The 26,161-nt window shown below is 48.3% G+C and carries 22 protein-coding genes; 8 read left to right on the top strand and 14 right to left on the bottom strand.

Annotated features, from left to right (window positions below):
- Positions 1-21 precede the first annotated feature (21 nt).
- Complete coding sequence (locus tag LLH06_RS18940; RefSeq protein ID WP_228170860.1) at positions 22-354, bottom strand: PadR family transcriptional regulator; 333 nt, start codon at positions 352-354, stop codon at positions 22-24.
- A gap of 172 nt (positions 355-526) precedes the next feature.
- Here LLH06_RS18940 and LLH06_RS18935 point away from each other — a divergent pair, with 172 nt between their 5' ends.
- Genes LLH06_RS18935 through LLH06_RS18920 form a run of 4 tightly spaced genes read left to right on the top strand, consistent with a single transcriptional unit; the run spans position 527 to position 6,371 of the window.
- Positions 527-3,712, top strand: a complete 3,186-nt coding sequence (locus LLH06_RS18935; RefSeq protein WP_228170859.1) for a SusC/RagA family TonB-linked outer membrane protein — start codon at positions 527-529, stop codon at positions 3,710-3,712.
- Between the two features lie 13 nt (positions 3,713-3,725).
- Entirely contained in the window at positions 3,726-5,186 is a 1,461-nt protein-coding gene (locus tag LLH06_RS18930) for a SusD/RagB family nutrient-binding outer membrane lipoprotein (RefSeq protein ID WP_228170858.1), read from the top strand.
- 27 nt (positions 5,187-5,213) lie between these two features.
- Positions 5,214-5,876, top strand: coding sequence for an immunoglobulin-like domain-containing protein (locus LLH06_RS18925; RefSeq protein ID WP_228170857.1), 663 nt, complete (start codon positions 5,214-5,216; stop codon positions 5,874-5,876).
- A gap of 18 nt (positions 5,877-5,894) precedes the next feature.
- Positions 5,895-6,371 carry a lipid-binding protein gene (locus LLH06_RS18920; protein ID WP_228170856.1) on the top strand — a complete coding sequence of 159 codons (477 nt, stop codon included), beginning with the start codon at positions 5,895-5,897 and terminating at the stop codon, positions 6,369-6,371.
- Positions 6,372-6,435: 64 nt separating this feature from the next.
- Here the strand turns inward: LLH06_RS18920 and LLH06_RS18915 are convergent, their stop codons facing one another.
- Positions 6,436-6,723 (bottom strand): hypothetical protein, encoded by a 288-nt coding sequence (locus LLH06_RS18915; RefSeq protein WP_228170855.1) that lies wholly within the window; start codon positions 6,721-6,723, stop codon positions 6,436-6,438.
- 176 nt (positions 6,724-6,899) lie between these two features.
- Here LLH06_RS18915 and LLH06_RS18910 point away from each other — a divergent pair, with 176 nt between their 5' ends.
- Entirely contained in the window at positions 6,900-7,985 is a 1,086-nt protein-coding gene (locus tag LLH06_RS18910) for a DUF6515 family protein (RefSeq protein ID WP_228170854.1), read from the top strand.
- Between the two features lie 120 nt (positions 7,986-8,105).
- Here the strand turns inward: LLH06_RS18910 and LLH06_RS18905 are convergent, their stop codons facing one another.
- Positions 8,106-8,336, bottom strand: a complete 231-nt coding sequence (locus tag LLH06_RS18905; RefSeq protein ID WP_228170853.1) for a hypothetical protein — start codon at positions 8,334-8,336, stop codon at positions 8,106-8,108.
- Positions 8,337-8,515: 179 nt separating this feature from the next.
- Between LLH06_RS18905 and katG the strand changes: the two genes are divergently transcribed.
- On the top strand, positions 8,516-10,798 hold the full coding sequence (gene katG, locus LLH06_RS18900) for a catalase/peroxidase HPI (protein WP_228170852.1): 2,283 nt from the start codon (positions 8,516-8,518) through the stop codon (positions 10,796-10,798).
- An 87-nt stretch (positions 10,799-10,885) separates the two neighbouring features.
- On the opposite strand, the gene LLH06_RS18895 is transcribed toward katG, so the two are convergent.
- The 6 genes from LLH06_RS18895 to LLH06_RS18870 form a co-directional block, all read right to left on the bottom strand.
- Positions 10,886-12,367 carry a tetratricopeptide repeat protein gene (locus tag LLH06_RS18895; protein ID WP_228170851.1) on the bottom strand — a complete coding sequence of 494 codons (1,482 nt, stop codon included), beginning with the start codon at positions 12,365-12,367 and terminating at the stop codon, positions 10,886-10,888.
- 62 nt (positions 12,368-12,429) lie between these two features.
- Positions 12,430-13,173 carry a zinc ribbon domain-containing protein gene (locus LLH06_RS18890; protein WP_228170850.1) on the bottom strand — a complete coding sequence of 248 codons (744 nt, stop codon included), beginning with the start codon at positions 13,171-13,173 and terminating at the stop codon, positions 12,430-12,432.
- Positions 13,173-14,270 (bottom strand): Nif3-like dinuclear metal center hexameric protein, encoded by a 1,098-nt coding sequence (locus LLH06_RS18885; RefSeq protein WP_228170849.1) that lies wholly within the window; start codon positions 14,268-14,270, stop codon positions 13,173-13,175. Before LLH06_RS18885 ends, LLH06_RS18890 begins: the two co-directional genes overlap by 1 nt.
- Before the next feature lie 102 nt (positions 14,271-14,372).
- Positions 14,373-14,732, bottom strand: coding sequence for a TM2 domain-containing protein (locus tag LLH06_RS18880; RefSeq protein WP_228170848.1), 360 nt, complete (start codon positions 14,730-14,732; stop codon positions 14,373-14,375).
- On the bottom strand, positions 14,729-15,037 hold the full coding sequence (locus tag LLH06_RS18875; RefSeq protein ID WP_228170847.1) for a DUF2752 domain-containing protein: 309 nt from the start codon (positions 15,035-15,037) through the stop codon (positions 14,729-14,731). Before LLH06_RS18875 ends, LLH06_RS18880 begins: the two co-directional genes overlap by 4 nt.
- Positions 15,030-15,440 carry a DUF4199 domain-containing protein gene (locus tag LLH06_RS18870; protein WP_228170846.1) on the bottom strand — a complete coding sequence of 137 codons (411 nt, stop codon included), beginning with the start codon at positions 15,438-15,440 and terminating at the stop codon, positions 15,030-15,032. The genes LLH06_RS18875 and LLH06_RS18870 overlap by 8 nt, the downstream gene beginning before the upstream one ends.
- 222 nt (positions 15,441-15,662) lie before the next feature.
- Here LLH06_RS18870 and mfd point away from each other — a divergent pair, with 222 nt between their 5' ends.
- Positions 15,663-19,016 carry a transcription-repair coupling factor gene (mfd, locus tag LLH06_RS18865; RefSeq protein WP_228170845.1) on the top strand — a complete coding sequence of 1,118 codons (3,354 nt, stop codon included), beginning with the start codon at positions 15,663-15,665 and terminating at the stop codon, positions 19,014-19,016.
- Positions 19,017-19,022: 6 nt separating this feature from the next.
- Here mfd and LLH06_RS18860 read toward each other — a convergent pair whose 3' ends face one another.
- From LLH06_RS18860 to LLH06_RS18840, 5 genes are all read right to left on the bottom strand, one after another.
- On the bottom strand, positions 19,023-19,412 hold the full coding sequence (locus LLH06_RS18860) for a hypothetical protein (RefSeq protein WP_228170844.1): 390 nt from the start codon (positions 19,410-19,412) through the stop codon (positions 19,023-19,025).
- Between the two features lie 131 nt (positions 19,413-19,543).
- Entirely contained in the window at positions 19,544-19,942 is a 399-nt protein-coding gene (locus tag LLH06_RS18855) for a VOC family protein (RefSeq protein WP_228170843.1), read from the bottom strand.
- A gap of 59 nt (positions 19,943-20,001) precedes the next feature.
- Positions 20,002-21,072 carry a PA0069 family radical SAM protein gene (locus tag LLH06_RS18850; RefSeq protein WP_228170842.1) on the bottom strand — a complete coding sequence of 357 codons (1,071 nt, stop codon included), beginning with the start codon at positions 21,070-21,072 and terminating at the stop codon, positions 20,002-20,004.
- A 111-nt stretch (positions 21,073-21,183) separates the two neighbouring features.
- Positions 21,184-22,383, bottom strand: a complete 1,200-nt coding sequence (locus tag LLH06_RS18845; RefSeq protein ID WP_228170841.1) for a DUF1501 domain-containing protein — start codon at positions 22,381-22,383, stop codon at positions 21,184-21,186.
- A 90-nt stretch (positions 22,384-22,473) separates the two neighbouring features.
- Positions 22,474-23,862: a DUF1800 domain-containing protein gene (locus LLH06_RS18840; protein WP_228170840.1), complete on the bottom strand. Its 1,389-nt coding sequence runs from the start codon at positions 23,860-23,862 to the stop codon at positions 22,474-22,476.
- Between the two features lie 312 nt (positions 23,863-24,174).
- Here LLH06_RS18840 and LLH06_RS18835 point away from each other — a divergent pair, with 312 nt between their 5' ends.
- A complete protein-coding gene (locus LLH06_RS18835) occupies positions 24,175-26,160 on the top strand; it encodes a DUF3857 domain-containing protein (RefSeq protein ID WP_228170839.1) in 1,986 nt (661 codons plus the stop codon).
- Position 26,161 lies beyond the last annotated feature (1 nt).

Genomic DNA, 26,161 nt, shown 5'->3' with positions numbered 1-26,161 from the left:
GTGATATGATAGGTGGTGCGATTATTTTCTTCCTTCGATAGATGTATTTACGGCAAAAGCAAGTTCCTGCCAGGTCTTGTCCAGTTGCTCAAGCACTTTGCGGCCGTCATCTGACAGAGCGTAATACTTTCGTGGCGGACCGGATGTGGATTCTACCCAGTTGTAGCTGAGCAGGCCGTTATTTTTTAATCGGGTTAGCAACGGGTACAAAGTGCCCTCAACCACAAGGAGTTGTGCTTTTTTAAGTTCGGCGATGATGTCTGATGCATATATCTCGCCCTTGGCGATCACACAGAGTATGCAATACTCCAGTATGCCTTTTCGCATTTGGGTTTGGGTGTTCTCTACAAGCATGATACAAAGATATATGTTTAAGAATGTATTATGCAATACATAGTACTAAAATAAATGAACTTAATTAAAAATTGGTCGAATTTTAACTTTGTCGTTACAAAATTTGATTTTGTATAAATTATAACATACTTTTAATGAGTATTTAATAATTAACTGAACTTAAAACAACAACATGAAGAAACTTCTACTTCTGAGTTTGTGCTTGGTTTTGCTTTGCTTTGGGCAAACTTATGCACAAGACCGTGCCGTAACAGGTACGGTTACAGCCAAGGACGACGGCCAGCCACTCCCTGGTGTGGTGGTGAAGGTCAAAGGCACACAGACCGCCAGTTCAACAGATGCTTTTGGTAAATACTCGATCAAAGTACCTACAGGTGGTGCTTTGGTGTTTACCTTTTTGGGCTATGATCAGCAAGAGAGCACTCCATCAGGTGCTGTATTGAACATTGCACTTGCGCCTAATGTAAAGCAGCTTGGCGAGGTGGTAGTTACCGCGTTAGGTACCCGCCGCGAAAAGAAATCACTGGGTTACGCTCAAACCACTGTGACCACTGAGCAGATCAATGCTTCGTCATCGATCAACTTATTCAGCGGTTTGCAAGGTAAAGTGGCCGGTGTACAGATCTCGAACACTTCGGGTGCACCAGGTGGTTCTACCAAAGTGATCATCCGTAGCTTCTCGTCTATCACTGGTAGTAACCAGCCTTTGTACATCGTTGACGGTGTGCCGATCGATAACTCACGTCCGGGTTCGGATGCCAACTTCGATTTTGGTAATAACGCTAACGATATCGATCCTAACTCGATCGAGAGCATGAGCATCCTGAAAGGATCAGCGGCTACCGCACTTTACGGTTCACGCGGTTCTAACGGTGTTATCTTGATCACTACCAAGAGAGGTAAAGCTGGCAAGCCGGTTATCGATGTGACCTTAGGTACCACATTGACCAACGTAGCTTTGACCTATCACCCGCAACAAGTGTTCGGTCAGGGTTGGGATTCACAATCTTACATCTCTGAGAACGGTAACTGGGGTCCTAAATATGATGGTGTGGTTAGACCATGGGGTGCCATTGTTGACAACTCTCAATTGTTGAAACCATTCTCATTCGTTAAAGACAATGTTAAGAACGCTTTTGATACCGGTTTGGAGTTGAACAACCAGATCGCGTTGAGTGGTGGTAACGAGAACTCTACCTACTACATGTCATACGGTAACGTATACAGCAACGGTATCCTGCCATCAAACAATGATTCTTACAAGCGTAACAACTTCAGCTTAAAAGGATCGACCACTTACAAAGGCTTCACAGCTGAGGCTTCAATGAACTATGTAAGCAAAGCCTCTCGTTTTGTGGCCACCGGCCAGGGCGACTCAGGTATCGGTTCTAACTTTTACGAAGAGATCCTGCAGATCCCGGGCAACATCCCGATCCGCGACCTGCGCGACTACAAGAACAAATACTTTAACGTTGATAACTACTTTACCCCATTTGCCGAGAATCCATACTACACCTTGTATGAGAACGGTAGCCGCTACCGCAGCGATAGGGTGTACGGTAACGTCAACCTGCAATACAAAGCCAACAAATGGTTGAGCTTCCAGATCCAACAAGGTGTCGACGTGAATAACGCCGGCGACAGGATCTGGCACAACGTGAACAATCCTGCTGTAGGCAGCTGGAACGGTGCTAACCCTACCAACCCTGAAGGTGCTACCCGCGCTGCTGACGTTGGTAACGTGATCGAGGATGCGTACAAACAATTCGAATACGATTCGAAGGTCAACGCCCTTTTTAACACCGCTATCACATCTGATTTTGATTTGAACGGTTTAGTGGGTGTTAACTACAACGACCGTGGCAGCCGCACGCTGAGCAGCGAGGTTCAAGGTTTGACGATCCCTGGTTTCTACCAGTTGTCGAACACTTCTAACCAACCTACCAGCTTCGAAAATGAAAGCCACCGTCGTTTATTAGGCGTTTACGCTCAGGCCACTATCGGTTACAAACGTTACCTGTATTTGACCCTGACCGGCCGTAATGACTGGTCATCGACCCTGCCAAAAGGTAAGAACGATTACTTCTACCCAGGAGCCAGCTTAGCTTACAACATCATCGAGTCATTAGGTTTACAGAACAGCTCGGTATCAAGCGCCAAATTAAGAGCCAGCTACGGTAAGACCGGTAGCGACACCGATCCGTATCGTATCCTGAACGCCATCACCGCTACTAACGTTGCTTTAGGTTTTGGTAACAACTCGTTCCCATTCAATGGTGTACCAGGTTTCACCATCAGCAACCAGCTGAACAACGGTAACCTGAAACCAGAGACCCAGACCGAGCTTGAGTTAGGTGCTGAGGCAAGTTTCTTCAAGAACCGTTTAGGTTTTGATTTTACTTACTACAGCCGTGTTAAAAAAGACCAGATCCTTCCGGTATCAACTTCTCCATCATCAGGTTATACCACAGCAGTATTGAACTTTGGTAGAGTACGTAACCGTGGTATCGAGTTCTCGTTACATGGTACACCGATCAGATCTAAGGATGTGACCTGGGATGTGAACTACAACTTTACCCGCAACCGTAACTTAGTATTAGAGTTACCTAACGGTTTGAATAAGGTTGTTTTGAACAGTGCTTATGATGCACAATTAGCAGCTATCGCTGGTCAGCCATTGGGCGTGTTCTTGGCACCTCAAGCGGTTTATGATCCACAAGGCCGTATCGTAGTGAACAGCCAGGGTTTCCCGGTCACTTCAACAGAGTTGGGTAACTACGGTACTTCGCAGTCTGACTTCCAAATGGGTATGAACAACCAGTTACGTTACAAGAACTTTACTTTCAGCTTTACGCTTGATTGGCGTCAGGGTGGTAAGTTCTACTCTGGAACTGCCGACCTGTTGAACTTTGTTGGTGCTGACCAAAAAACTTTGTACAACGATCGTCGTCCGTTCATCGTACCTAACTCGGTACAAGCCGTTACCAACGCTAATGGTACCACCAGCTACGTAGAGAACACTACTCAGATCACCGAAACTAACGTTGATGATTACTACTATCCAACTTCTAACAAAGCTTTGGCTTACCAGAACCGGATCTTAGATAAGACCTTTGTTAAACTTCGTGAGGCTACTTTAGCCTACAGCTTGCCAGCATCTATCGCTCAAAAGGTAGGCGCCCAGCGTGCAATGATCACCGTATTTGGCCGTAACCTTTACACTTGGTTGCCAAAACGTAACCAAACCATCGACCCAGAGGTATCTAACCAGGGTATCGATCTGGCCAGTGAGTTAGGCGAGTTCAGGACCGCTCCTCCACTGCGTTACTTTGGTGCGTCATTAAAGGTTTCATTTTAATTGATCTAACAACATGAAAAAAACAACGATATATAAATCAGCATTAGTGCTTGCTCTGTCATCCCTGTCTTTCGGATGCAGCAAGATCGCTGATATAAACGTGAGCCCTAACAATCCTTCGATAGACAAGGCCACACCACAGATCTTATTCCCTTCGGCAGTAATATCGGCTGCTGGCCGTATGGGTGGCGAGTTGAATATATTAGGTGGTATATGGTCACAGTACTGGGCACAGTCGAACAACTCGAGCCAGTACCGTAGCATTGATGCGTATAACCTGATCCGTACTGACCTTAATGCTAACTACAGCGAGTTATTTGCCGGAGCACTGAATGACCTTCAGCTGGCTATCACTCAGTCAAAAGCACAGGGCAACAATCAGTATTACCTGATGAGCACTGTAATGAAAGCCGTAGTTTACGAAACACTGGTAGATCTTTACGATCAGGTGCCTTACAGCGAGGCGTTCAAAGGTATCGATGGCCTGCAGCCAAAATTTGATGATGGCCAGTCTATCTACAAAGGTTTGCTGGCCGAGATCGACGCTGCTTTAGCCACCAACTACTCTACCAACCTAACCGGTACCGCAGCATCTGCTGACTTCCTGTTCCAGGGTGATATGAGCAAATGGCGCCAGTTCGCTAACACGCTTGAACTAAGAATGTATCTGCGTATGATCAACAAGGCACCAGCTGATGCACAAGCCGGTTATCAAAAACTGAAAGCAAGGAATGCTGATTACCTGGCCGTTAACGCAGGTGTGACCAGCTACAGTGATAACACTGATAAGCGTAACCCGTTCTATACTTATAACGTTTACGCCCTTAATACTACCACTAACCTGCGTGCAAGCAGAACCTTAGCTACCTACCTGATCGCTAACAACGACCCTCGTGCGGTTAGCTACTTCGGTACGGCTAGCCCTGTATCGATAAATCAAGGTGATTTCAATGCTTCATTGACCTCACACCCAGAGTATGCTAACGCTAACACACCTGTTCAGAAACCTACCGATCCGGTATTTTTCCTGACAGCGGCTGAGTCTTTCTTCCTGCAGTCTGAGGCTGATCTTCGTTTCAACGGAGGTGCCAGCGCGGGCACATTGTACGAAGCTGGTGTTAATGCTGCTTTCGCACAGGCAGGCGCTACCCGCGGTTCATTGTATCCTTTCCCAACAGGTGGTACCACTGAGCAAAAGATCGAGGCGATCATCGTTCAAAAATGGGCTTCATTCCCTAACACAGGTCACACGCTTGAAGGTTTCTTTGAGCAAGAGCGTACCGGTTACCCACGTACAAGCACGGTATACTCTACCGATGCGTCTTATGTACCTGGCCAATGGGTTTATTCTGCCAACGGTGTAACATCGGGCCGTTTCCCTAAGCGTTTGGTATTCCCTGACGTTGAGCGTAGCCGTAACAGCAACACTCCTGCAGAAGTTCCGATCACCACTCCAGTATGGTGGGGTAAATAATCAATGAACACACCAATGAAATTGAACATGAAAAAATATTTAAAATTCATCGGGGCGGCATTGTTATGTGTCTCGATATACTCGTGCCAAAAAGATAATTTCGATTACCCAGAAGGTACTGTTGGAGAATCGACCATCACCAACTTCCCGGTATTTACCATGACCGGTAGCAAATATGTTGTGGTTGCAAAAGGTGGTACTTACGTGGAACCAGGTATAGTAGCTAAAGAAGGTTCCAATGACCTTAAAGTGACCACTACCGGTACGGTGAACACTGCTACGGCAGGTGTTTACACACTGAACTATTCTGCAACTAACAAAGACGGTTTTTCTGCAAAAGCGAGCCGTACGGTGATCGTTACAGGTCCTGATGCTACAGCAGCTGCTAATGACTTTAGCGGAACTTACCTGAGAGCATCAACAGGCCAGGTGGCTACCTTTACCAAGATCGGTTCAGGCGTTTACCTGGTGGATAATCCAGGTGGTGCTGCCAACGTGAGCTTGACCGCTGTTGCATTCAACCAGGTTGGTAACCGTGTGTACATCCCATCTCAGATCAGCAGCGATGGTTTGACCACGAGCTCATCAAGTGAGGTATCTACTGTGGTCGGTGGTAAGCTTACCGCTTTCTCATGGGTGATCAATAACCAAGGCTACGGAACCGCATTGCGGAACTTTGTTAAACAATAATTACTATTGCAAGATATTATGAAAAAGATCATATATACACTGATAGCATTCGTTGTCGTGTTCAGTTCATGCCGTAAGGACACGATCGATGCCGGCGGCACGGCAGTGCAGGATATGTCCGGAGAGTTTTGGGTACAGGCCGATGACGGCGACCCAGCTTGGTACCGTATCTCGACCTTTAACACCGCCTCTAACTCTTCTACCCAGATGTGGTTAAAAGAGACCGATTACGGGTATCAAACATTGGTGAACGTTAACCTGAGCGCAGGTACTTTTGCCCAGCCAAGCGGTACTGATATCACTGGCGCTTGGACCGCCAAACCGGTCGTGATCACCGATGGTAAGATCATCAAGAACGGTACCAAAGCGCCTGGTTCAGGTGTTACTACCGATCAGTTGACCTTTACGGCTACGATCTCGTCAGCTGCAAATGGTACCTATACCCTTAAGTATACCGGTTACCGTCGTACCAAATTTCTGGCTGACGATCATTAATACCGAACTTCATTCCATACAAAAGGCCCCTGTTCTGCAGGGGCCTTTTTTGTTTGATCACGATCTAGCGGCTTTCAGGGCCGCCTTCTTTTTTGAGCTGGTCCAGCGAGAGATTGGTGCCTCCGCCCAGGTTGTCTTCCAACTCTGTTTTGCTGCCTTGGTCAGCGGCCGGTGTGGCGTGCTGATCGCCTGCATCATCGGTCAGGTCGGTTTCCGAGCTGATACTGTCGTTCACAAAGCGTTCCTGCTCATCGGCGTTGAATTTGGCTGCATCGGCATTGCCGGCATCCTGTACGCGGTCGTTATCAGATGCCGATACATCGTTCGGCTGTTGTTCATTAGGTAGTGTCATGGTCTTCTGTGTTTATTAAAGCAACATCCTCAGCGCAAAGTGGTTTGGATGCTTGTCAAATGACGCTGGAATGATGGATACTTTAACGCCCGATTAAACTTTGATAAGGTTAGTTCGTCTATCAATAAGCAACATTGGAGATGAACAGTTAGGAGCCCAGTGTTCTGAAAGACAAAATGAGAACTTTAGGAAGATATTTAGCAGCACTTGGCCTAAGCGTGATCATCACATTCTCGCTTACTTATGACGCCAGTGCACAACGTGGTGGAAGAGGCGGCGGTGGCGGTGGTTTCCACGGTGGTGGAGGCTTCGGTGGCGGTGGCTCGCGTGGAGGTTTTGGCGGTGGCTTCGGTAGCCGCTCAGGCGGTAATTTTGGTGGAGGAAGCCGTCCGAGCTTTGGCGGTGGCAACCGACCAAGCTTCGGTGGAGGCAATTTCTCCCAAAGGCCAGATCGTCAAAGTTTCGGCTCAAGGCCTAACAACATTGATCGCTCAGGTATAAGGCCGGATCGTGGCGGATCCTCATTCTCGAGGCCAGGCTTTAGTTCGCCCCGTGGCAACTATGGTTTCAGGGGCAACTTCGGTCGTCCTGGTTTTAGTGGTCGTCCGGGAATTCGTCCTGGGTTTGGCGGTCGTTCATTTTACGGCCGGTCATATTACCGCGGTGGGGTAAGAGGTTTTTATGGTCGCCCTTATGGTGGTTTTTACCACTACTATGGTGGCTTTTACAATCAATATTACTACCCACGCTTAGGATTTAGCATCGGTGTGTTGCCTTACGGTTATTATCCGTTCTATTGGGGCGGTTACCCATACTATTACAGCAATGGCTTTTACTACCAGCAACAAAACAACCAATACACCGTGGTAGAGCCACCGGTTGGCGCCGAGGTAAATGCCCTGCCTGATAACGCCGAGGCCATCACGATAGATGGTGTACAGTATTACGAATCGAACGGTGTGTATTACTTGCCTGTTACCAAAGATAATGGCCGTGTGGTATATCGTGTGGCTGGTAAAGATGGTGAACTGAACACCGAAGATGGCCAACAAGTGAGTGGTACTGATAACGGCGCCATGCCGCAGATCGGTGACGTGATCGATGAGTTACCCGAGAACAGCCAGAAAGTAAAGATCAACGGCGAGAAATATTATGTAACGCCTGATGGTGTTTACCTGCATCAGCAGCGCGACAGTTCAGGAAAAAAGGTCTATGTAGTGACCGGCGTTCCTGACGATGGTCCGGATGATGATCAGCAATAAGATCTTTTAATAGTAGTGATGATAGTTTTTTGAGAAGAGGGTATGGCCGCAAGCCATGCCCTTTTCTTTTATGTTCGATCGTGATACCGACTTGACGCCCGGTCGGTCTTAAGTGGTAGTTTATTGTACCTGTTTGGCTTTCCGCAGTATGATCTTAAAGCCGAATAAGGTGACGATGAGCCACGCAAATATCATCAACATCAATATCGCCGATACACAAGCACTTGCGATAACTACCCACTGTGTAAAGGGCCAATGCTGGATCTTCATCGTGAAAGCTGTGATGTTCAAAAATAGAACGGGTATGATGGCGAACAGGATACTTTTGCGTAGGATCAATATGGTCTTCATGGGGTATAGGTATTCAGCTAAGTTATATAAAATTAAATATCGATAGGTAATATCTATAACTTATCTTATTAATTGATAAGCATACTACCAATGTATCCAACACATACATTTGTATAACAGATGTAAATAGGTAATAGCCGTATCAGCATCACTAATTAAATAATAAACCGAAAATTTACATGGAAAACGGATCAAATGACATCACTAAATGCCCGTTCCTGAACGGTGACATGAAGCACAATGTTGGCGGTGGGGGCACCCGTAACAATGACTGGTGGCCTAACCAATTAAAACTGAATATCCTTCGTCAAAACTCATCTTTATCGAATCCATTGGATGAAAGCTTTGACTATGCAGAAGAATTTAAAAGCCTTGACCTGGAAGCGGTAAAGCAAGACCTGTATGCTTTAATGACCGATTCGCAAGATTGGTGGCCTGCTGATTTTGGCCATTACGGTGGCTTGTTCATCCGTATGGCCTGGCACAGCGCCGGTACCTATCGCGTTACCGACGGTCGTGGCGGTGCAGGTGCAGGTTTACAGCGCTTTGCCCCTTTGAACAGTTGGCCTGATAACGTGAGCCTGGATAAAGCCCGCCGTTTACTTTGGCCCATCAAACAAAAATACGGTCGTAAAATATCATGGGCCGATCTGATGATCCTGACCGGTAACGTAGCGCTGGAATCAATGGGCTTCAAGACCTTTGGCTTTGCCGGTGGCCGTAAAGATGCCTGGGAGGCTGATGAATCGGTTTACTGGGGTTCGGAACGCACCTGGTTAGGTGGCGATATCCGTTACGCACAAGGTTCAGAAGGTGTTGACGAGGATCATGGTATCCTGGTATCTGACGATAATGCCGATGGAAAGGTGCATACCCGTAACCTTGAAAAGCCACTGGCTGCGGTACAAATGGGTTTGATATACGTGAACCCTGAAGGCCCTGATGGTAACCCTGACCCGGTACTGGCCGCTAAGGATATTCGCGATACGTTCGGCCGCATGGCCATGAATGACGAGGAGACCGTGGCGCTGATCGCCGGTGGCCATACCTTTGGTAAAACGCACGGTGCTGCACCGTCTGACCACGTTGGCGATGAGCCTGAAGGTGCAACGATGGAATCACAAGGCTTTGGCTGGCATAACAGCTTTGGTACAGGTAAAGGTGCCGATACCATCACCAGCGGCTTGGAAGTGACCTGGACCACTACGCCTACCCAGTGGAGCAACAATTACTTTGAGAACCTTTTTGGCTTTGAGTGGGAGTTGACCAAAAGCCCCGCGGGTGCCCATCAATGGGTAGCTAAGGATGCCGGCGACATTATTCCGGATGCTTACGATGCCAATAAAAAACACAAACCGACCATGCTCACTACCGATCTTTCTTTAAGGTTCGACCCGGAGTATGAAAAAATATCAAGACGCTTTTTAGAGAACCCTGACCAATTTGCTGATGCATTTGCGCGTGCATGGTTCAAACTGACCCATCGCGATATGGGGCCTAAGATGCTTTACCTAGGGAATGATGTACCTCAGGAAGACCTATTATGGCAAGACATCGTTCCGGCCGTTGATCATGCTTTGGTAGATGATGCTGATGTGGCCACCTTGAAAGATAAGATCCTGGCCTCTGGTTTAAGCGTTTCTGAATTGGCTTCTACCGCTTGGGCATCAGCCTCTACCTTCCGTGGATCAGACAAGCGTGGTGGCGCTAATGGTGCCCGCGTGCGTTTGGCTCCACAAAAGGATTGGAACGTGAATAACCCTGCTCAGTTGCAAAAGGTATTGGGCGTGTTAGAAGGTATTCAGAACGACTTTAACGGTGCACAAACTGGTGGTAAGAAAGTGTCATTGGCCGATCTTATCGTGCTTGCAGGTAATGCAGCTATAGAGAAGGCAGCTAAGGATGCAGGTCATGATGTTACCGTGCCATTCACGGCTGGCCGCACCGATGCTTCACAGGAGCAAACCGATGTGGAGTCATTCAAGTTCCTGGAACCTGTTGCTGATGGTTTCCGTAACTATCGTAAACCACGTGTACAAGTGCCTACTGAGGAGTTACTGGTAGATAAGGCACATTTGCTTACCCTGACCGCGCCTGAACTTACTGTGTTGATCGGTGGTTTGCGTGCCATCAACATCAACTTTGATGGTTCTAAGCATGGTATATTTACTCAACGCGAGGGTCAGCTGACCAACGACTTTTTTGTGAACCTGTTAGATATGGGTACAGCATGGAAGTCGGTCAACGGCGATCGTGAGCTATTCGAAGGTGCAGACCGCAAGACCGGTGAGGTAAAATGGACCGCCACCCGTGCCGATCTAGTATTCGGTTCACATGCGGAATTGCGTGCCATTGCCGAGGTTTACGGTAGTGCCGATGGCCAACAAAAGTTCATTAACGACTTTGTGGCCGCCTGGACCAAGGTAATGAACCTTGACCGCTTTGATGTGGCTGCCAAGTAAGACATTTATTTGATGTTCATATAAACAGAAGCGCCTGCCCGGTTCGTCCGGCAGGCGCTTTATATTTGATGGGAGCTGGTCGTCAGATCACTTCTTCAAACGCTTCAAGCCTTCTTTGGCTCGCTGTTCGATGCTGTTCTCTTGTTGATGATCTTTAAAGCTGATCGCCATTTGATAATAGGTTATGGCTCGCGCAGTATCCTTCATGTCCTCATACACGTTGCCCATCTTTAAGGCCGACATTGGCGCAAAATAGTACTTGGTACCTTTTCCCGCACTAATGGCCTGCTGGTAGCTGCTCAGTGCGTTGCTGTCCTTTTTCAATGCATCATACACTCGCCCCAGGCGGTAAAAATATTCGGCCTTGTCATGCGTGGTGTTAAAGGATGCAGCATCTTTATTCTTCAGTAGGTTCAATGCCTTTTCATACAAGCCACCATCGTACCACAAACGGGCACGCAGCAAGGCAGGGTCATATTGCGGGTCGGCGATTTCGGTGAGGGCGCGTTTATCGCGTTCGTTATAGATGTAGCCTTTGGTCTTGACCAACTGGACAAAGGCATTGTAGCGTTTAACGTTTCCATCCAGCAAGGCATCCCATGCCAGGTGCAGGTAGGTATCTTTAATGAAGTTTACGCCTTTATTGGTTTGCAGGAACTTATTGAAATAGTTGATCGCTGAATGGTCGTCAATATTCATGCGGGCCAGTGCCGAGAGATAATCCAGATAAGGGTATGACTGGTAGTCGGCACCGTCAGGAGATTTGTCAAAAAAGCTGATCGCTTCGGTGCTATGCCCGGTACGCAAGGCCACGTAGCCTTTAATGTAGCCTTTCAATAAGCTGGCGTCATCCATGTGCGAGGTATACTGAAGCATCTTGGAGTACGCCTGTGGGTCGTTCACTACGTCGGTTTGCAGGTAAGTGGTATAGAACACCGCTTCATCATAAAAGTATGCCTGATCGGTCCGTAAAAGCTTGTTGGTGGCGTTTTGTAACAGCGTCATTCCGTTCTCGATGTTGCCTTTGATGCCGAACAGATTCAATGCGCTTTTGAGTGCACCGTCAGGCAGGGCGCCCAGCGCTACGTTCACCACCCCCAGCGGTACATCGTTGGGTAGAAAACCAGGGAACTTCTTCTGGTTTTCTTTGAGCAGTTTAAATGCCCGGTTAATGGCAAAGCCTGCGGCGGTATTATCGCCAAAGCGGCTGTTCATGAGTGCCCATTGCAGGTTCACCTGGGCCAGGGCAAAGTTGTAGTAGGGAGAGTTCTTATCCTCGTCCTCTAACCGGTCGATACGGCTTGAGCGGTTCTCTTTCAGGCGGTCGTAATCGGTCTTGCTCTCGGTGGTAAGCAGCCAGAAATAGTCGTAATAATTATCGAGCAGTATGGCAAAGCCATTTTGGGGGTGAGCGGCTTTTTCGCGGTCGATAAGCGTGCGTGCAGCTTTGAGCTTAAAGCTCAGGATATTTTTATACGCCTGCAGGCAGTTGGCATTAATATCAAAATTAGCGGAAGCCCGGTGACCGGCGAGTAAAAAAAGAACGAGGGGTAAGATGTATCTCTTCATGTACAAAAAAAGGCGCCTGATGCAGGCGCCTTATAACTTCTTCAATATTTTGGGTACTGATGTTATGCGTTCTCTTCTTCGAGCGCCATTTGTTCATCAACCAAGATACGTCCGCAATGTTCGCAAACGATGATCTTTTTGCGCTGACGGATATCAGCCTGACGTTGAGGCGGGATCTGGTTAAAGCAACCTGAGCATGAATCACGCTGAATGGTCACTACGGCCAAACCGTTCTTGGCGTTACCGCGTAGCCGGCTGTAGGCAGTAAGTAAACGCTCCTCAATGTTCTGCTTTGCAGCTTCGGCCTGAGCGGTCAGTTCGTTCTCTTCTTTTTCAGTTTCGGCGGTAATGGTGCCTAATTCTTCTTTTTTAGCTTCCAGGTCGGTACGGCGGCCTTCAAGGTCGGCCATGGCCTTGTCATAGATCTGAGTTTTTGAGCTGATCTCGAAACCATACTCACGGATCTTTTTCTCGCTTACCTGTATATCAAGTCCTTGTATCTCGATCTCTTTCGAGATAGCGTCATACTCACGGTTGTTCTTAACTTCTGAAAGTTGGCCCTCATATTTTTTGATGTTGGCCTGAGCATCACGGATCAGGTTCTTGCGGGTAACGATATCGTCCTCAAGATCGTCAAGCTCGTTCTTTATTTTCTGGATACGGGTCTCCAGGCCGGCTACGTCATCTTCAAGGTCAGCAACTTCCATTGGCAGCTCACCTCTTACCTGGCGTATCCTGTCGATCTTGGTATGGATAGTTTGTAGGTCATATAAAGCTTTCAGCTTTTGTTCTACGGTTTGTTCCATCAAATAAAATATTTTATGGGGTTTGTATTAATTTCTGTTAAACGGACCGCAAAGTTACTAAATTTTTTCTGTATTATTTCATACAATAGGTGCTGTGTAAATTGCTCACTTTCAAAGTGCCCAATGTCGGCGATCACGATCTTTCCTTCGGCATCAAAATATTCATGATACTTATAGTCGGCGGTCACAAACACATCGGCACCGGCGGCGATCGCTTGCTTCAGTAAAAAGCCTCCCGATCCCCCGCAAACCGCTACCTTTTTTACGGTGCGGTTCAGTAACGCGGTATGCTTAACCACATCGGCACGCATGGCGCCTTTCAGATGCCGTAAAAAGTCGGTCTCGCTCATTGGCGCTTCCAGCTCGCCCACCATGCCTGAGCCTACCTGCTGGTGCTTGTTGGTGAGCAGGTAAAGGTCATAGGCCACTTCCTCATAAGGGTGAGTTAATACCAGCGCCATCAGTATCTTGCTTTCCAGGTGCGCCGGGTAAACGGTCTCAATGCGTACCTCGGCCTCCTGGTGTTGCTGGCCTGGTATGCCCACATACGGGTCGGTATGTTCGTTACCTTTAAAGGTGCCGGTTCCCTCAGCATTAAAGCTGCATTCGCTGTAGTTACCAATGTTGCCTGCGCCGGCCTCAAAAAGTGCGCTGCGCACGGCATCAGCATGGCTTAACGGAACGTAGGTCACCAGCTTTTTTAACAGCCCTTGCTTGGCTGCCAGTATACGCGTGTTCTGCAAACCCAGCGTTTGGGCAATGCGGGCGTTGACCCCGCCGGTCACGTTATCTAAGTTGGTGTGGATGGCGTAAAGGGCGATATCATGCCTGATAGCCTTTTGTACTACACGCTCCACATAGCTTTTGCCATTGAAACGCTTTAGTCCCTTAAAAACGATCGGATGGTGTGAGATGATCAGCTCGCAACCGGTGCGGATAGCCTCGTCCACCACCTCTTCGGTGCAATCTAACGAGATGAGCGCCTGGCTGATCTCCTGGTCACCGCTGCCCACGATCAGGCCCGAGTTATCGTAATCTTCCTGGTAAGCCAGCGGTGCTATACTTTCCAGGTATGTGGTCAATTGATATAATTTCATAACCCCACCCAACCCTCCCCGAGGGGGAGGACTTCTATTTGTAGGTTGATATTTTAGTTGCTGATCTTCAAGTCTCCCCCTTGGGGGAGATCTAGAGGGGGTCTAAAACGTCCCCATCTGTACCATTTGTACGCTTTCCATGGCCATTTGTGCATTATACTCGTTAGCGAGGTTTTTGTGGTTGATCAGATCCACAATGGTACCGATCATACAAAAACCAGCGGTAAGGATGTAAATGATGCCCATGCCGATCTGGCCGATCATAAAGCGTTGAACACCGGCTACGCCTACGAACCCGATCAGTGTGAACAATAAAATGTCTTGCGGACTGCGGCGTTTGCCTTGATAAATAAATTTGAAACTGTTCAACTGCACTTCGCTCAGGCCGGCTGTTGCTTGCTGAAGGAATGAAAGTTCTTCGGGGGTGATACCTGGCAGTATAACGAAAGGATTTTGGTTCATGATGGTTCGTAGTTTTGTGATGCTTTAAAGATAGCCATCCGTTTCAATAATTGGCCGGTACGCCAAAAAATTATTGCCAACGCAGGTATGCCGAGCCAGTGTGCTTTCAACGATGCAGCTATATCGCCGTGCAAAAGCCATGAAATAGAATGGCCCAGGCCGCAGCCCGGGCACCAGTTGATACCAGCCAGCTTGAACACGCAAATTGTGTAATGTGGCTGTGCCGAAGGATCAGCAGCGGCCAACGCAAGGATGGCCGCTGTCCAGAATATCAGTTCAATGTTCTTTTTGAGTAGATCAATCAACGCTGTGGTTCGACTTGTTCATGAGCAGCAATGTTGCCGCCAATGAAGATAGCACACCGATGAGCAATGCGCCAAATAATCGGCCCGAAAAATCGCGGAAATTTGAGCCTGCTTCTACGTAGTTGATATACACTACGCCAAAGAAACCTGCAAGCAGGCCGCCAATGATCAGTATCTTAAAGCTTTGGATCAGGCCTTCTAAAAAGCCCATCCTGCCGCCCAGGTCTTGTTCGCGATAGCTCCACAAGCCCCAAAATACGCCGATCACCGGGATCAGTATCGAAACATATTCTATAGGTGCTACCTGATCGTTAAAAGTGGTATAGCCGGCCCACCGCATGATGAACAGCCAAAGGCCGCTCAGTACGCCAATGATGAGCCCTGATAAAAATGCATTCTTCATGGTTCTATTTGGTTAAGTTGACTATTTGTTTTGAGTGATTATGTGTTTAAAAGGATCATTAATACTTAATTGTTTGCTTATCATACTTACCCGAGGGAGTTTTTTAGATAACTTGTCAGGTATATCTGGCACCGAAACTTTTTTGATCATCGGTAGTTCTGCTGAAAATTAATTTCCAAAACATTCCCCTTTAGGCGGCACGGGGTTTACATTTGCATTGTTTTGAACATTCGTGATATATTAGAAAGGTACAAGACCGACAACAGGGTCACTCAACTGGCTCAGGCACTCAACAGCTCGCGTAATCCTCGTATACAACTGCGCGGATTGGTAGGCTCGAGCGATGCCACCATTGCCGTTGCGTTGTACTTTTTACAGCATAAACATCAGCTATTCGTACTGCCCGACAGGGAGGAGGCAAGCTACTTTCAGGCCGATCTGGAGAACTTGACCGGTAAAGAAGTATTGCTGTTCCCATCCTCGTACCGCAAAGCTTTTGAGTTCACGCAGCCTGATGCCAGCAATGTACTGGCCCGAGCCGAGGTGTTGAACGAACTGAACCACTCCACCGAGTATGGACAGATCATTGTGAGTTACCCTGAGGCCCTGGCCGAAAAGGTGATCGACCGTTCATCGCTGGAGAAGAACACGCTTGAGATAAGTGTTGACAATAAATTAAGCATCGATTTCATCAACGAGTTCCTGATCGAGTATGATTTTGAACGTGTTGATTTTGTTTATGAGCCGGGCCAATTCTCGATCAGAGGCGGTATCGTGGATATCTTCTCCTTTTCGCATGATCTGCCTTACCGCGTGGAGTTCTTTGGCGATCACATCGAATCCATCCGTACTTTTGAGATAGAAAGCCAATTATCTGCAGAAAGGGTCAAGGCGATCACCATCGTGCCTAACGTTCAATCAAAGTTCCTGACCGAGAACAATATCTCGCTGTTGGAATATGTAGAGCGTGACACCCAGGTTTGGATACGTGATGTGCAGTTCACTTTCGACATCATCCGCGATGGCTTTAAAAAGGCCACCCAATTATGGAAAGCCCTATCGGCTGAGGAAAAGAACCAGAACCCGGATTGGATAGACCCGAAATTCGCTTTTACTGATGAAAAACTGATCGCTGATCAGCTGCATGATTTTGCCGTGATCGAGTTCGGTAAGCAGTTCTTCTACAACGCCGATCATACGCTCAATTTCGATATCCGTCCACAGCCATCGTTCAATAAGGATTTTCAGCTGCTCATCCACAATATCAAGAACAATGATATAGAGCACATCGAGAACCTGATCTTTACCGATAGTACCAAACAGGTAGAGCGCCTGTACGCCATATTCGACGATCTGGACAAGACCGTAAAGTTCACACCCATCCACGTGAGCGTGCGGGAAGGCTTTATTGATCGTGAACAGAAACTGGCCTGCTATACCGACCACCAAATATTTGACCGCTATTATAAATACAAACTGCGCAAAGGCTATCAGCGCTCGCAAGCGATCACCCTGAAAGAACTGCGTGACCTTAAACCGGGCGATTATGTGACGCACATCGATCACGGCATAGGCAAGTATGCCGGCCTCGAAAAAGTGGAGGTGAACGGCAAGATGCAGGAAATGATCAGGCTGATCTACGCCGATAATGACCTGCTTTATGTCAACATCAACTCGCTTAACCGCATCTCTAAGTTCAGCGGTAAGGAGGGTTCGGTTCCTAAAATGAACAAGTTGGGTACCGACACCTGGGAGCGGCTGAAGAAGACCACAAAAAAAAAAGTTAAAGACATAGCGCGCGACCTGATCAAGTTGTACGCCATACGCAAGACCAAGCAAGGTAACGCGTTCTCGCCCGATAGCTATTTGCAGACCGAGTTGGAAGCTAGCTTTATTTACGAGGATACCCCAGATCAGGAAAAAGCGACCAACGACCTCAAGAAGGACATGGAATCGCCGCACCCGATGGACCGCCTTATTTGTGGCGACGTGGGATTTGGTAAAACGGAGGTGGCCATAAGGGCGGCCTTCAAGGCCGTGGCTGATAGTAAACAAGTTGCCGTATTGGTGCCTACCACTATTTTAGCAGCGCAACATTACAAGACCTTTAGCGATAGGCTCAAAGGTTTCCCGGCCAACATCGATTTTATTAACCGCTTTAAGACCAACAAACAGATCAAGGACTCATTGGCCAAACTGGCTGAGGGTAAACTGGACATCATCATTGGTACGCACCGTTTGGTGAGCAAGGATGTGAAGTTCAAAGACCTGGGGTTAATGATCATTGATGAGGAGCAGAAATTTGGTGTGGCCACCAAAGAGAAACTTAAGGCCATGCGTGCCAATGTAGATACGCTGACGCTTACCGCAACGCCTATACCGCGTACCCTGCACTTTTCGCTCATGGGCGCGCGTGACCTTTCCATCATATCCACACCACCGCCTAACCGGCAACCGGTGGTGACCGAGTTACACGTTTTTAATGACACGCTGATCAAAGAAGCTGTGGAATATGAGATCGATCGCGGTGGGCAGATATTCTTCATCCATAACCGCGTGGCCGATCTGCCGCAATTGGGTGGATTGATCCGCAAACTGGTACCTAAGGCTCGTATAGGCATAGCTCACGGGCAGTTAGAGGGTGATGACCTGGAGGATGTGATGCTCAAATTTGTGAACCATGAGTACGATGTGCTGGTGGCCACCACCATTATTGAGGCCGGTTTGGATATCCCTAATGCCAATACCATCATCATTAACCATGCCCACATGTTCGGCCTTAGCGATCTGCACCAGATGCGTGGCCGCGTGGGGCGTAGCAATAAAAAGGCGTTCTGCTACTTGTTGAGTCCGCCGCTATCGACCTTGACCTCTGAGGCGCGCAAGCGTTTGAGCGCTATAGAGGAGTTTAGCGAGTTGGGTAGCGGTTTCAACGTGGCCATGCGCGACCTCGATATACGTGGTAGCGGTAATCTGCTGGGTGCCGAGCAAAGCGGCTTTATTGCCGAGATAGGTTTTGAGATGTATCACAAGATACTGGACGAGGCCATTCAGGAGCTGAAGGACGAAGAGTTCAAGGAGGTGTTCAAGGATGAAAAGCCGCGGCCGTTCATCACCTTTACCCAGATCGATACCGATATGGAGATCCTGATCCCCGATGAGTATGTGACCAACCTGACCGAGCGTTATAACCTGTACACCGAGATATCAAAGCTGGAGAACGAGACCGAGCTGATGGCCTTTGAAAAACAACTGGCCGATCGCTTTGGGCCGGTGCCTCTGCAGGTGAAGGACCTGTTCAACACCATCCGCCTGCAATGGTTAGGCAAGGCCATTGGCTTCGAAAAGATATCGCTTAAGAAGAACGTGCTGCGTGGCTACTTTTTAACTAACCAGCAATCTCAGTATTTTGAGTCGGTAGCCTTTATGCAGGTGCTGCAATTTGTGAAGAACAACCCGCGTAAGGTGAACATGAAAGAGGTCAAGAACACCCTCCGCATTAGTGTGGAAGGTGTGATGAGCATCGATGAAGCAGTTGACCTGTTGAGCGAGATCGGCGTAGGGGTGCCTGCATAGGCACTTTTAACGGTCAGACAATTTAGCGTAGCCGGTGCTACAGCCTTCTACACATATCGCAGTTCTTGGGCTCATGAACAGTTTGTTGTCATCAAAACCATAGGCATAGGTGAAAATGGTGCCATCGGTTTTGTATAGGTCCACCTTGCCGCCATCGGTGATCTTGTAGCTCACGTAACCGGTTATATGGTCACTTTCAAATTTGCCGTCAGCTTTAAAATGAACGTATTGGTTGCCCGACACTTTTTCAGTGACCATAGGTCCGCCTGTGCTGTATGATCGTTCTGTGAGTTTCCATTTCCCGGTCAAAGATGTGGTATTCAACTTGTCCTTCTTACAGGCGCTTACCACGCTGAACAGCATGATAATGAAAGTGATCTTGATAAAGGTTCTCATAATTGTTGTTATTTAACCTTTACGGGTAGCTATTACATTTTGCAACAGTAGGTCATAAAAATGTGTGAGCCTGTAGAAGCATCTAAACAATGACAGTGGCTCGACAGGCTCAGCATACACCAAAGCTACTTTCACAAATATTTTTCAGGAACCGAGTGCAGTGCCACGCGGTTGCCCTCGGTATCGAGAAAAACACCCATGTAGCCGTACTCTGGCGATATCTCCGTTTTAGGTGATATCACTTTGCCGCCGGCAGCTTCTACCTTATTCAATACCAAGCTAACATCAGGGTTAGCGTTCAAATAGATCATGGTGCCGCTGTTGGCAGATGGTTGGTGAAAGTCAGATATTTGGCATAGGGCGCCGCCCACCCCGTTCATCGGGTCTTCGATCGGGAACATGGCCATTTTGTAGCCATCAAAGTCCATGAATTCCATTTTCATATCAAAAATGGTCTCATAAAAATGTTGAGCTCTTTCAATTTCAACTGCCGGTATCTCGAACCAGCTGATCGCATTCTTAAAGGTCATAATGGTTATTGGTTAAGTTACCTGAAGTTAGCGATGTAATGTGAGTTTAACAAGTCGGATCAGAACATCGTTACCTGCCGTCCGGTCTTTGGCGTGAAGATGGTAAGGTCATAGCCTGGCATCTCGCGGTCGGCCAGGTATTTTTTGCAGGCCATGCGGTACAGCTGATGTATGGATGCCGCGACCTCGCCATCGCCGCTCATGCGGCGGCCGAAGTCGCTGTCATTCAGCTTGCCATCATGGCATTCGCGGATCAGGTTCAGTACTTTTTCGGCCCGGTCGGGGAAGGTCTTGTGCAGCCAGTCGGTAAAGATCTCGGCAATAGAACCGTTCAGCCTTACCATGGTGAACCCGGCAGATACCGCCCCCCTGTTAGCAGCGGCCTTGATGATGCCGGGTACCTCATTGCTGTTCAACCCGGGGATGATGGGCGCGGTCATGACCCGTACGGGTACACCGTTGCGAGCCAGTTTCTCAATGGTGGTGAGCCGGCCTATGGAGGTCACGGTGCGGGGTTCGAGCTTTTGGCGTAGCTGCTCATCCAGCGTGGTGATGGATACATTGACATGGATCAGGTTGAGCTTGGCCAGTTGGGTCACGATGTCCAGATCGCGCAGGATCAGGTTGTTCTTAGTGATGATACTCACCGGGTGGCGGTACTGCAAAAATATCTCCAGCAGGCGCCGTGTAATCTTGAGGTCACGCTCGATGGGTTGGTAGCAATCCGTATTGCCCGAAAGCACGATGGGCACCGGCTCGTAACGGCGTTTGTTAAAATAGTCTTCCAGCAGTTCGGGAGCGTTATGTTTAACGATGATCTTGCGTTCAAAATCGAGCCCGGCACTAAAGCCGTAGTACTCGTGGCTGTTGCGGGCGTAGCAATAGATGCAGCCATGTTCGCAGCCCTGGTATGGGTTGATCGAGTGCATGTGGCTCAGGTCAGGACTGTTCGACTTGCTAACGATGGTCTTCGGATTCTCGTGGAATAATTGCGTACGGCTATTGTGCAAAAGCGGCTCGTCCAGCCCCTCGATGTGCTCAGCGATGTACCTGTTGGCCAAGAACTTATTGTGCGTATTGACCTGCGCTCCCCGCCCCTTGAAAAATTCATCGTTCCGCTCAAAAGCCATACAACAAATTTGCTAAATAAATTAGTAAATATGCAAGGCTTTTGATAGAAATCGGATCACTTGATGATCGTCGATCCTTAAGTGACCACTATCAATTCAAGAAGGCCAAGGTCATACCAGGTTCAATCCGGCAAAATTCTTGTTCAATATGCTGGCGTTATCAACGTCTAACCACTTATTCAACAGGGTAGCGTAAACATCTCTGAAATCCACCTGGTATTTAAGGTCGCCGTTGTCAAGGTTCTGCAGGTCGGGAGCATCGTTGTATATACCGGCCTTACTGAGCTTACCGCCGAACAGGAACACATTGTTGGCGGTGCCATGGTCGGTGCCGTTACTGGCGTTCTGCTCTACGCGGCGGCCAAATTCGCTAAAGGTCATGATCAGGGTATCGTCCAGTTTGCCGGTCTGCTTTAGGTCCTTCACAAAGGCCGCTACCGCGTCACCATAGATCTTAAGCTGACGACCTTGTTGTGCCTGCTGCCCCACGTGGGTGTCAAATCCGCCTAATGACACATAGTAGATGCGCGTTTCGAGCCCTGAGTTGATGAATTTGGATACCGTGCGCAACTGGTTGGCCAGGCCCGTGGCAGGGTAGGGTGCCGTTACGTTGTAGATCTTGGAAGTATTTTGAATGTGATCGGCCGATGAATAGGTCTCGATCATGGTCTTGTACAGGTAGCCTAAGTTATCCTCGTGCAAGTGGGCATCTTCAGGGCCGTGAACCAGGTCCTTGAAAAACGGCTCGCGGGTGGTTTGGTATAATTTATTAGGGTCCTGAACGGCAATGCCTTTCATGTTCTTGCCTTTCATGGCCAATGAAAGGGTATCGTCCACCTCAATGGCCGTATACGGATCCTTACAGGTTTGGCAGTTGGAATCAAGATAGCGGCCGATCCAGCCGGTGGTCAGGAACTCGTTGGCATCGCTGGCGGTTTGCCATATATCCATGGAGCGGAAGTGTGACCGGTCGGGATTAGGGTAGCCCACCGAGTTGATCACGCTCATCCATCCCTGGTCGTAAATTTCCTTTAGTGCGCCCAGGGCAGGGTTGAGGCCCTGCATATCGTTAAGCTTCACCACATCGGTATTGGCAATGGCAATGCTTTTTCGCTTTTGGTAATATATGTCGTTGCCAAAGGGCACTACGGTGTTCAAACCATCATTACCACCCGATAGCTGAATGATCACCAGGTTCTTGTGGCCGGTGATGGCATCCATGGCAAAACCTTCAAAAGGTTTTAAAAAAGCAGGTATCAGCAGGGCGCTGGAGGCGAGGGTGCTGGTCTTTAAAAAATCTCTGCGTTTCATAGCGTTTCACTTTAGTGAGCGGCGAAGTAGTGAATAGTGAGTGGTTCGATAACCACTTAACCACTCACCGTTCAACTGCTCAACCTATAACTAACATAACTGATACTCAGGCGTGCTTACCAACTGGATCACCAGTGTTTTAATATCCGGTGCGGCATCCACCTCGGCCTTGATGCGGGCATTGATCGGCGGCTCCAGCAGGTATTGCGCAAGTTCTTCGTGCGATATCTTGAGCGGCACTCCCTGCAAGAACTTGTTCCAATCAGGCTGGGCCTGCACGCGTTTGATCACATTGAACTGCTGCTTGCGCTGTGATGCCAAATAGGCCTCATCCTCAGGGGTGGCCTTGCCCGCAAAATCGATCACGCCGGCGTTCAAAATGGTCGATGGTATCTTCATGCGGTACATGAGCGATGAACTGTCGATCCAGTTGCGGCCACCCGGCCAGCCGGCCACATTGGGCGGACGGAACAATACCTGCCCCAGCGTACGCTGAAATTGCAGCAGCACATCGGGGTTATTGTAAGTGATATAGAACCTGCGGTCGAGCCCCACCAAAAGCTCCACCGGCGAGCGGATCAGATTGCCAACGTTCTTATCCTCGTAGAACCAGTCGGCCGTGAGCACGAACTCCAGCAGCGGAGCTATCTCATATTTGTTGTTGTAAAAAACGTCGGCCATCTGGTTCACGTGCCCTTCGTCAGGGATCTCGTTCACCAGGTAGCGGTACAATTTGGTGCTGATGTATTTGGCCGTTTGCTTATTATCGAGGATGATATCGATAATATCCTCGCCGCAAAAGTTGTCGGTGCGGCCCATGAAGGTCTTGGGCTTGTTGTCATGACTACCCGGGCGAAAGGTAAAGTCGCCGGTCTTGCCGTTATAAGCCCAGCCGGTAAAGGCCCTGGCCGATTCCTTGATGTCTTGCTCAGTATAATGCCCCCTGCCCAGTGTGAAAAGCTCCATCAGCTCGCGGGCAAAGTTCTCGTTGGGGTGGCCTTTGTAATTCTGTTGATTGTTCAGGAACTGCAGCATGGCGGGCGACTGCGATACCTCGACCAGCAAGGTCTTGAAGTTGCCCAGAGCATGCTTGCGCTGTATGTTATTTAGCTGTTGCTGATAATAATAGTTGCCAATGTTACAGGCAAAGTGGTTATGCCAAAACAAGGTGAGCTTTTCGCGCAGTTGAGCCTTGGTGTTGCTCATTTGCAGCATCCAGGCAGCATTGAGCGCCTTTTCCTGCTGGTTGCGTTTCTCCTGCAACATCTTGCGCTCCTCTTCTGTGGCATCCTTGCGCGAGCCAAAGGTGATGTCGAGGTTCTCGGTCACGGCTTGTAGCGGGGTGATCGTTTCCGAATCCTTGAACAGCTTTTTGAGTGCCTTTTTAGGGCTCCAGTTGCGCTGCTGATGCAGGTCGGTAAGGTCGATGCCAAAGCCGGCCCGTGCATACAAATGCTTTATTTGCTTCGAATTGTCCATATATAACAGTTATGGTCAGTAGAACTGTATATGTTGATGTTCATTAACGTAACATGCTATGCTCAATTGTAAAGTTGCGCTATTACCGCATCGTTAACAAGTGTGGCCATGTTAAATTTATATCAATAAAGAGGAGTGTGTTCAGAAGCTATAGATCAGCTTATTTATACTTCGACGGCCAGCAGAGCTAAAGGTTTGATCGACGGGAATAATTTTTTGACGTACTTAATAGAACGCATTTACAGATCAAGTAGTATAATTGTTTTGAAAGTTTTTAAAACTTTGTAATTTGGTACGATCATTCCTTATCACATGAAGCGTACCCTAATGCCTCTTGCGGTGTTGCTATTGAGCACCGCGCTGTCTTTTGGACAACAAAAGATCGAATCCCACACACCTGCTTTCGGCAAGATCGACAAGGCCGACCTTGAAATGAAGACATGCGACTTTGAGAAGGACGCCAACGCCATGGTGCTTTTCAGTAAAGGCGATGTTTATTACGATGAGTCTTTTAACATCGTTGTGGAATACCACAAGCGCATCAAGATACTGACCGATGCAGGCAAAAAGCAGGGCGACATCCGTATAGAATATTATGGTGGTAACCGTTATGAGTACATCACCAACCTGCAGGCCGAGATCTTTAACCTGAACAATGACAAGGTAGAGGTGACCAAGCTTGATAAAAAGCAGGTGTATACCGAGAACGTGGACAAGAACCTAATGGCCATGATCTTTTCGTTCCCGAACGTTAAGGCCGGATCGGTGATCGAGTACAAATACCGCCGTACCGTAAATTCATTAAGCAGCATACCCGATTGGGCCTTCCAGGAGACCATCCCGGTCAAACACAGCGAACTGATCACCACCATACCCGAGTGGTTCATCTTCCGTACCCAGCAGCGCAACTACGCGCCATTTACCCAACATTTAACCAGTAAGGTAACGCGCTCCATCACTACAGGCAGTGCTACCAATGCAGTGATGCTTAACGAGGATAAGGAGTTGTACGTGATGGACGATGTACCTTCCATGATCAAGGAGCCGTACATGAGCTCAGAGGTAGATAATACCCGCACGATCTATTTTCAACTGGTACACTTCCAACCACCGGCAGGTTTCACCCAATCATTTTCAGACACCTGGGCCAAGGTAGGTAGCATACTGGCCGATCACGAAGATTTTGGCTCGCAGTTAAGGCGTAAACTGGCCGGCGAGGAAGAGCTGATCACCAAGGCCAAAGCGCTGAAGACCGACGGACAAAAGATAGCTTACCTGTTCGGTGAGGTAAAGAACGCCATGAAATGGAACGGCATCGACCGCTGGTATACTAATGACGGAACCGTAAAGGCATGGGAAAAGAAAACAGGTAACTCTACTGAAGTGAACCTGATCCTTTATCACCTGCTTAAGCAAAGCGGCGTAAGGTCATATCCTATGCTGGTGAGCACCCGCTCGCACGGTAAAGTGAACCCGGCGTTCTCGTTCCTGTATCAATTCAACCGTGCAGTGGTTTACGTACCGGTAGATAGTACCAAGTATTATGTGCTTGATGCCACCAACAAGTATAACAGCCACCTGGATATACCCGACGAGGTATTGAATTCGCACGCCCTGTGGGTCGATAAGGATAATAAGAGGTACGACCTTAAATTTGTGGACAATGAGGTACCTGAGCGCTATGTGGCCTACATTAACGCCGAGATATCGGCAGATAGCCGCATGAGCGGTACCGCTCAGATCAGCAACTTCAACTACGGGCGTTTAGCCGGCTTGACCAACTTCAAGACCAACGGCGAGAAAAAGTATACCGATCAGCTGCGTGGCAATAACAACAGCCTTACCATTACCTCATTAAAGATGGATAACATTGATGTGGATAGCTTGCCGCTCAATCACAATATCAACTTTAAGCTTGAACTTACCGGGTCTGACAATAATTACATCTACTTTAACCCGATACCCTTCTCGGGTATGAGCAGCAACCCGTTCATCACCGAGAACAGGGTGAGCAACATTGATCTGGGCCACTGCAATACCTACTCACTGACCACGGTGATCAAACTACCCGCTGGTTACCATACCGATGCACTGCCTAAAAGCCTAAGCCTGATGATGCCCGACAAAAGCATATCGTGCAATAGAACAGTGGCCCAGGAGGACGGTACTTTGCTGATCCGTTACCAGATCAACAACAAGAAGAACTTTTATCCTAAGGAGGATTACCCTTACCTGCGCGAGTTCTATAAAAAGATGCACGAGATGCTGAACGAGCAGGTAGTACTTAAAAAAGGATAGA

The sequence above is a fragment of the Mucilaginibacter daejeonensis genome (assembly GCF_020783335.1).
Lineage (GTDB): Bacteria > Bacteroidota > Bacteroidia > Sphingobacteriales > Sphingobacteriaceae > Mucilaginibacter > Mucilaginibacter daejeonensis.
Note: the sequence above shows the minus strand (reverse complement) of the source record. Positions and strands in the feature narration are given on the sequence as shown.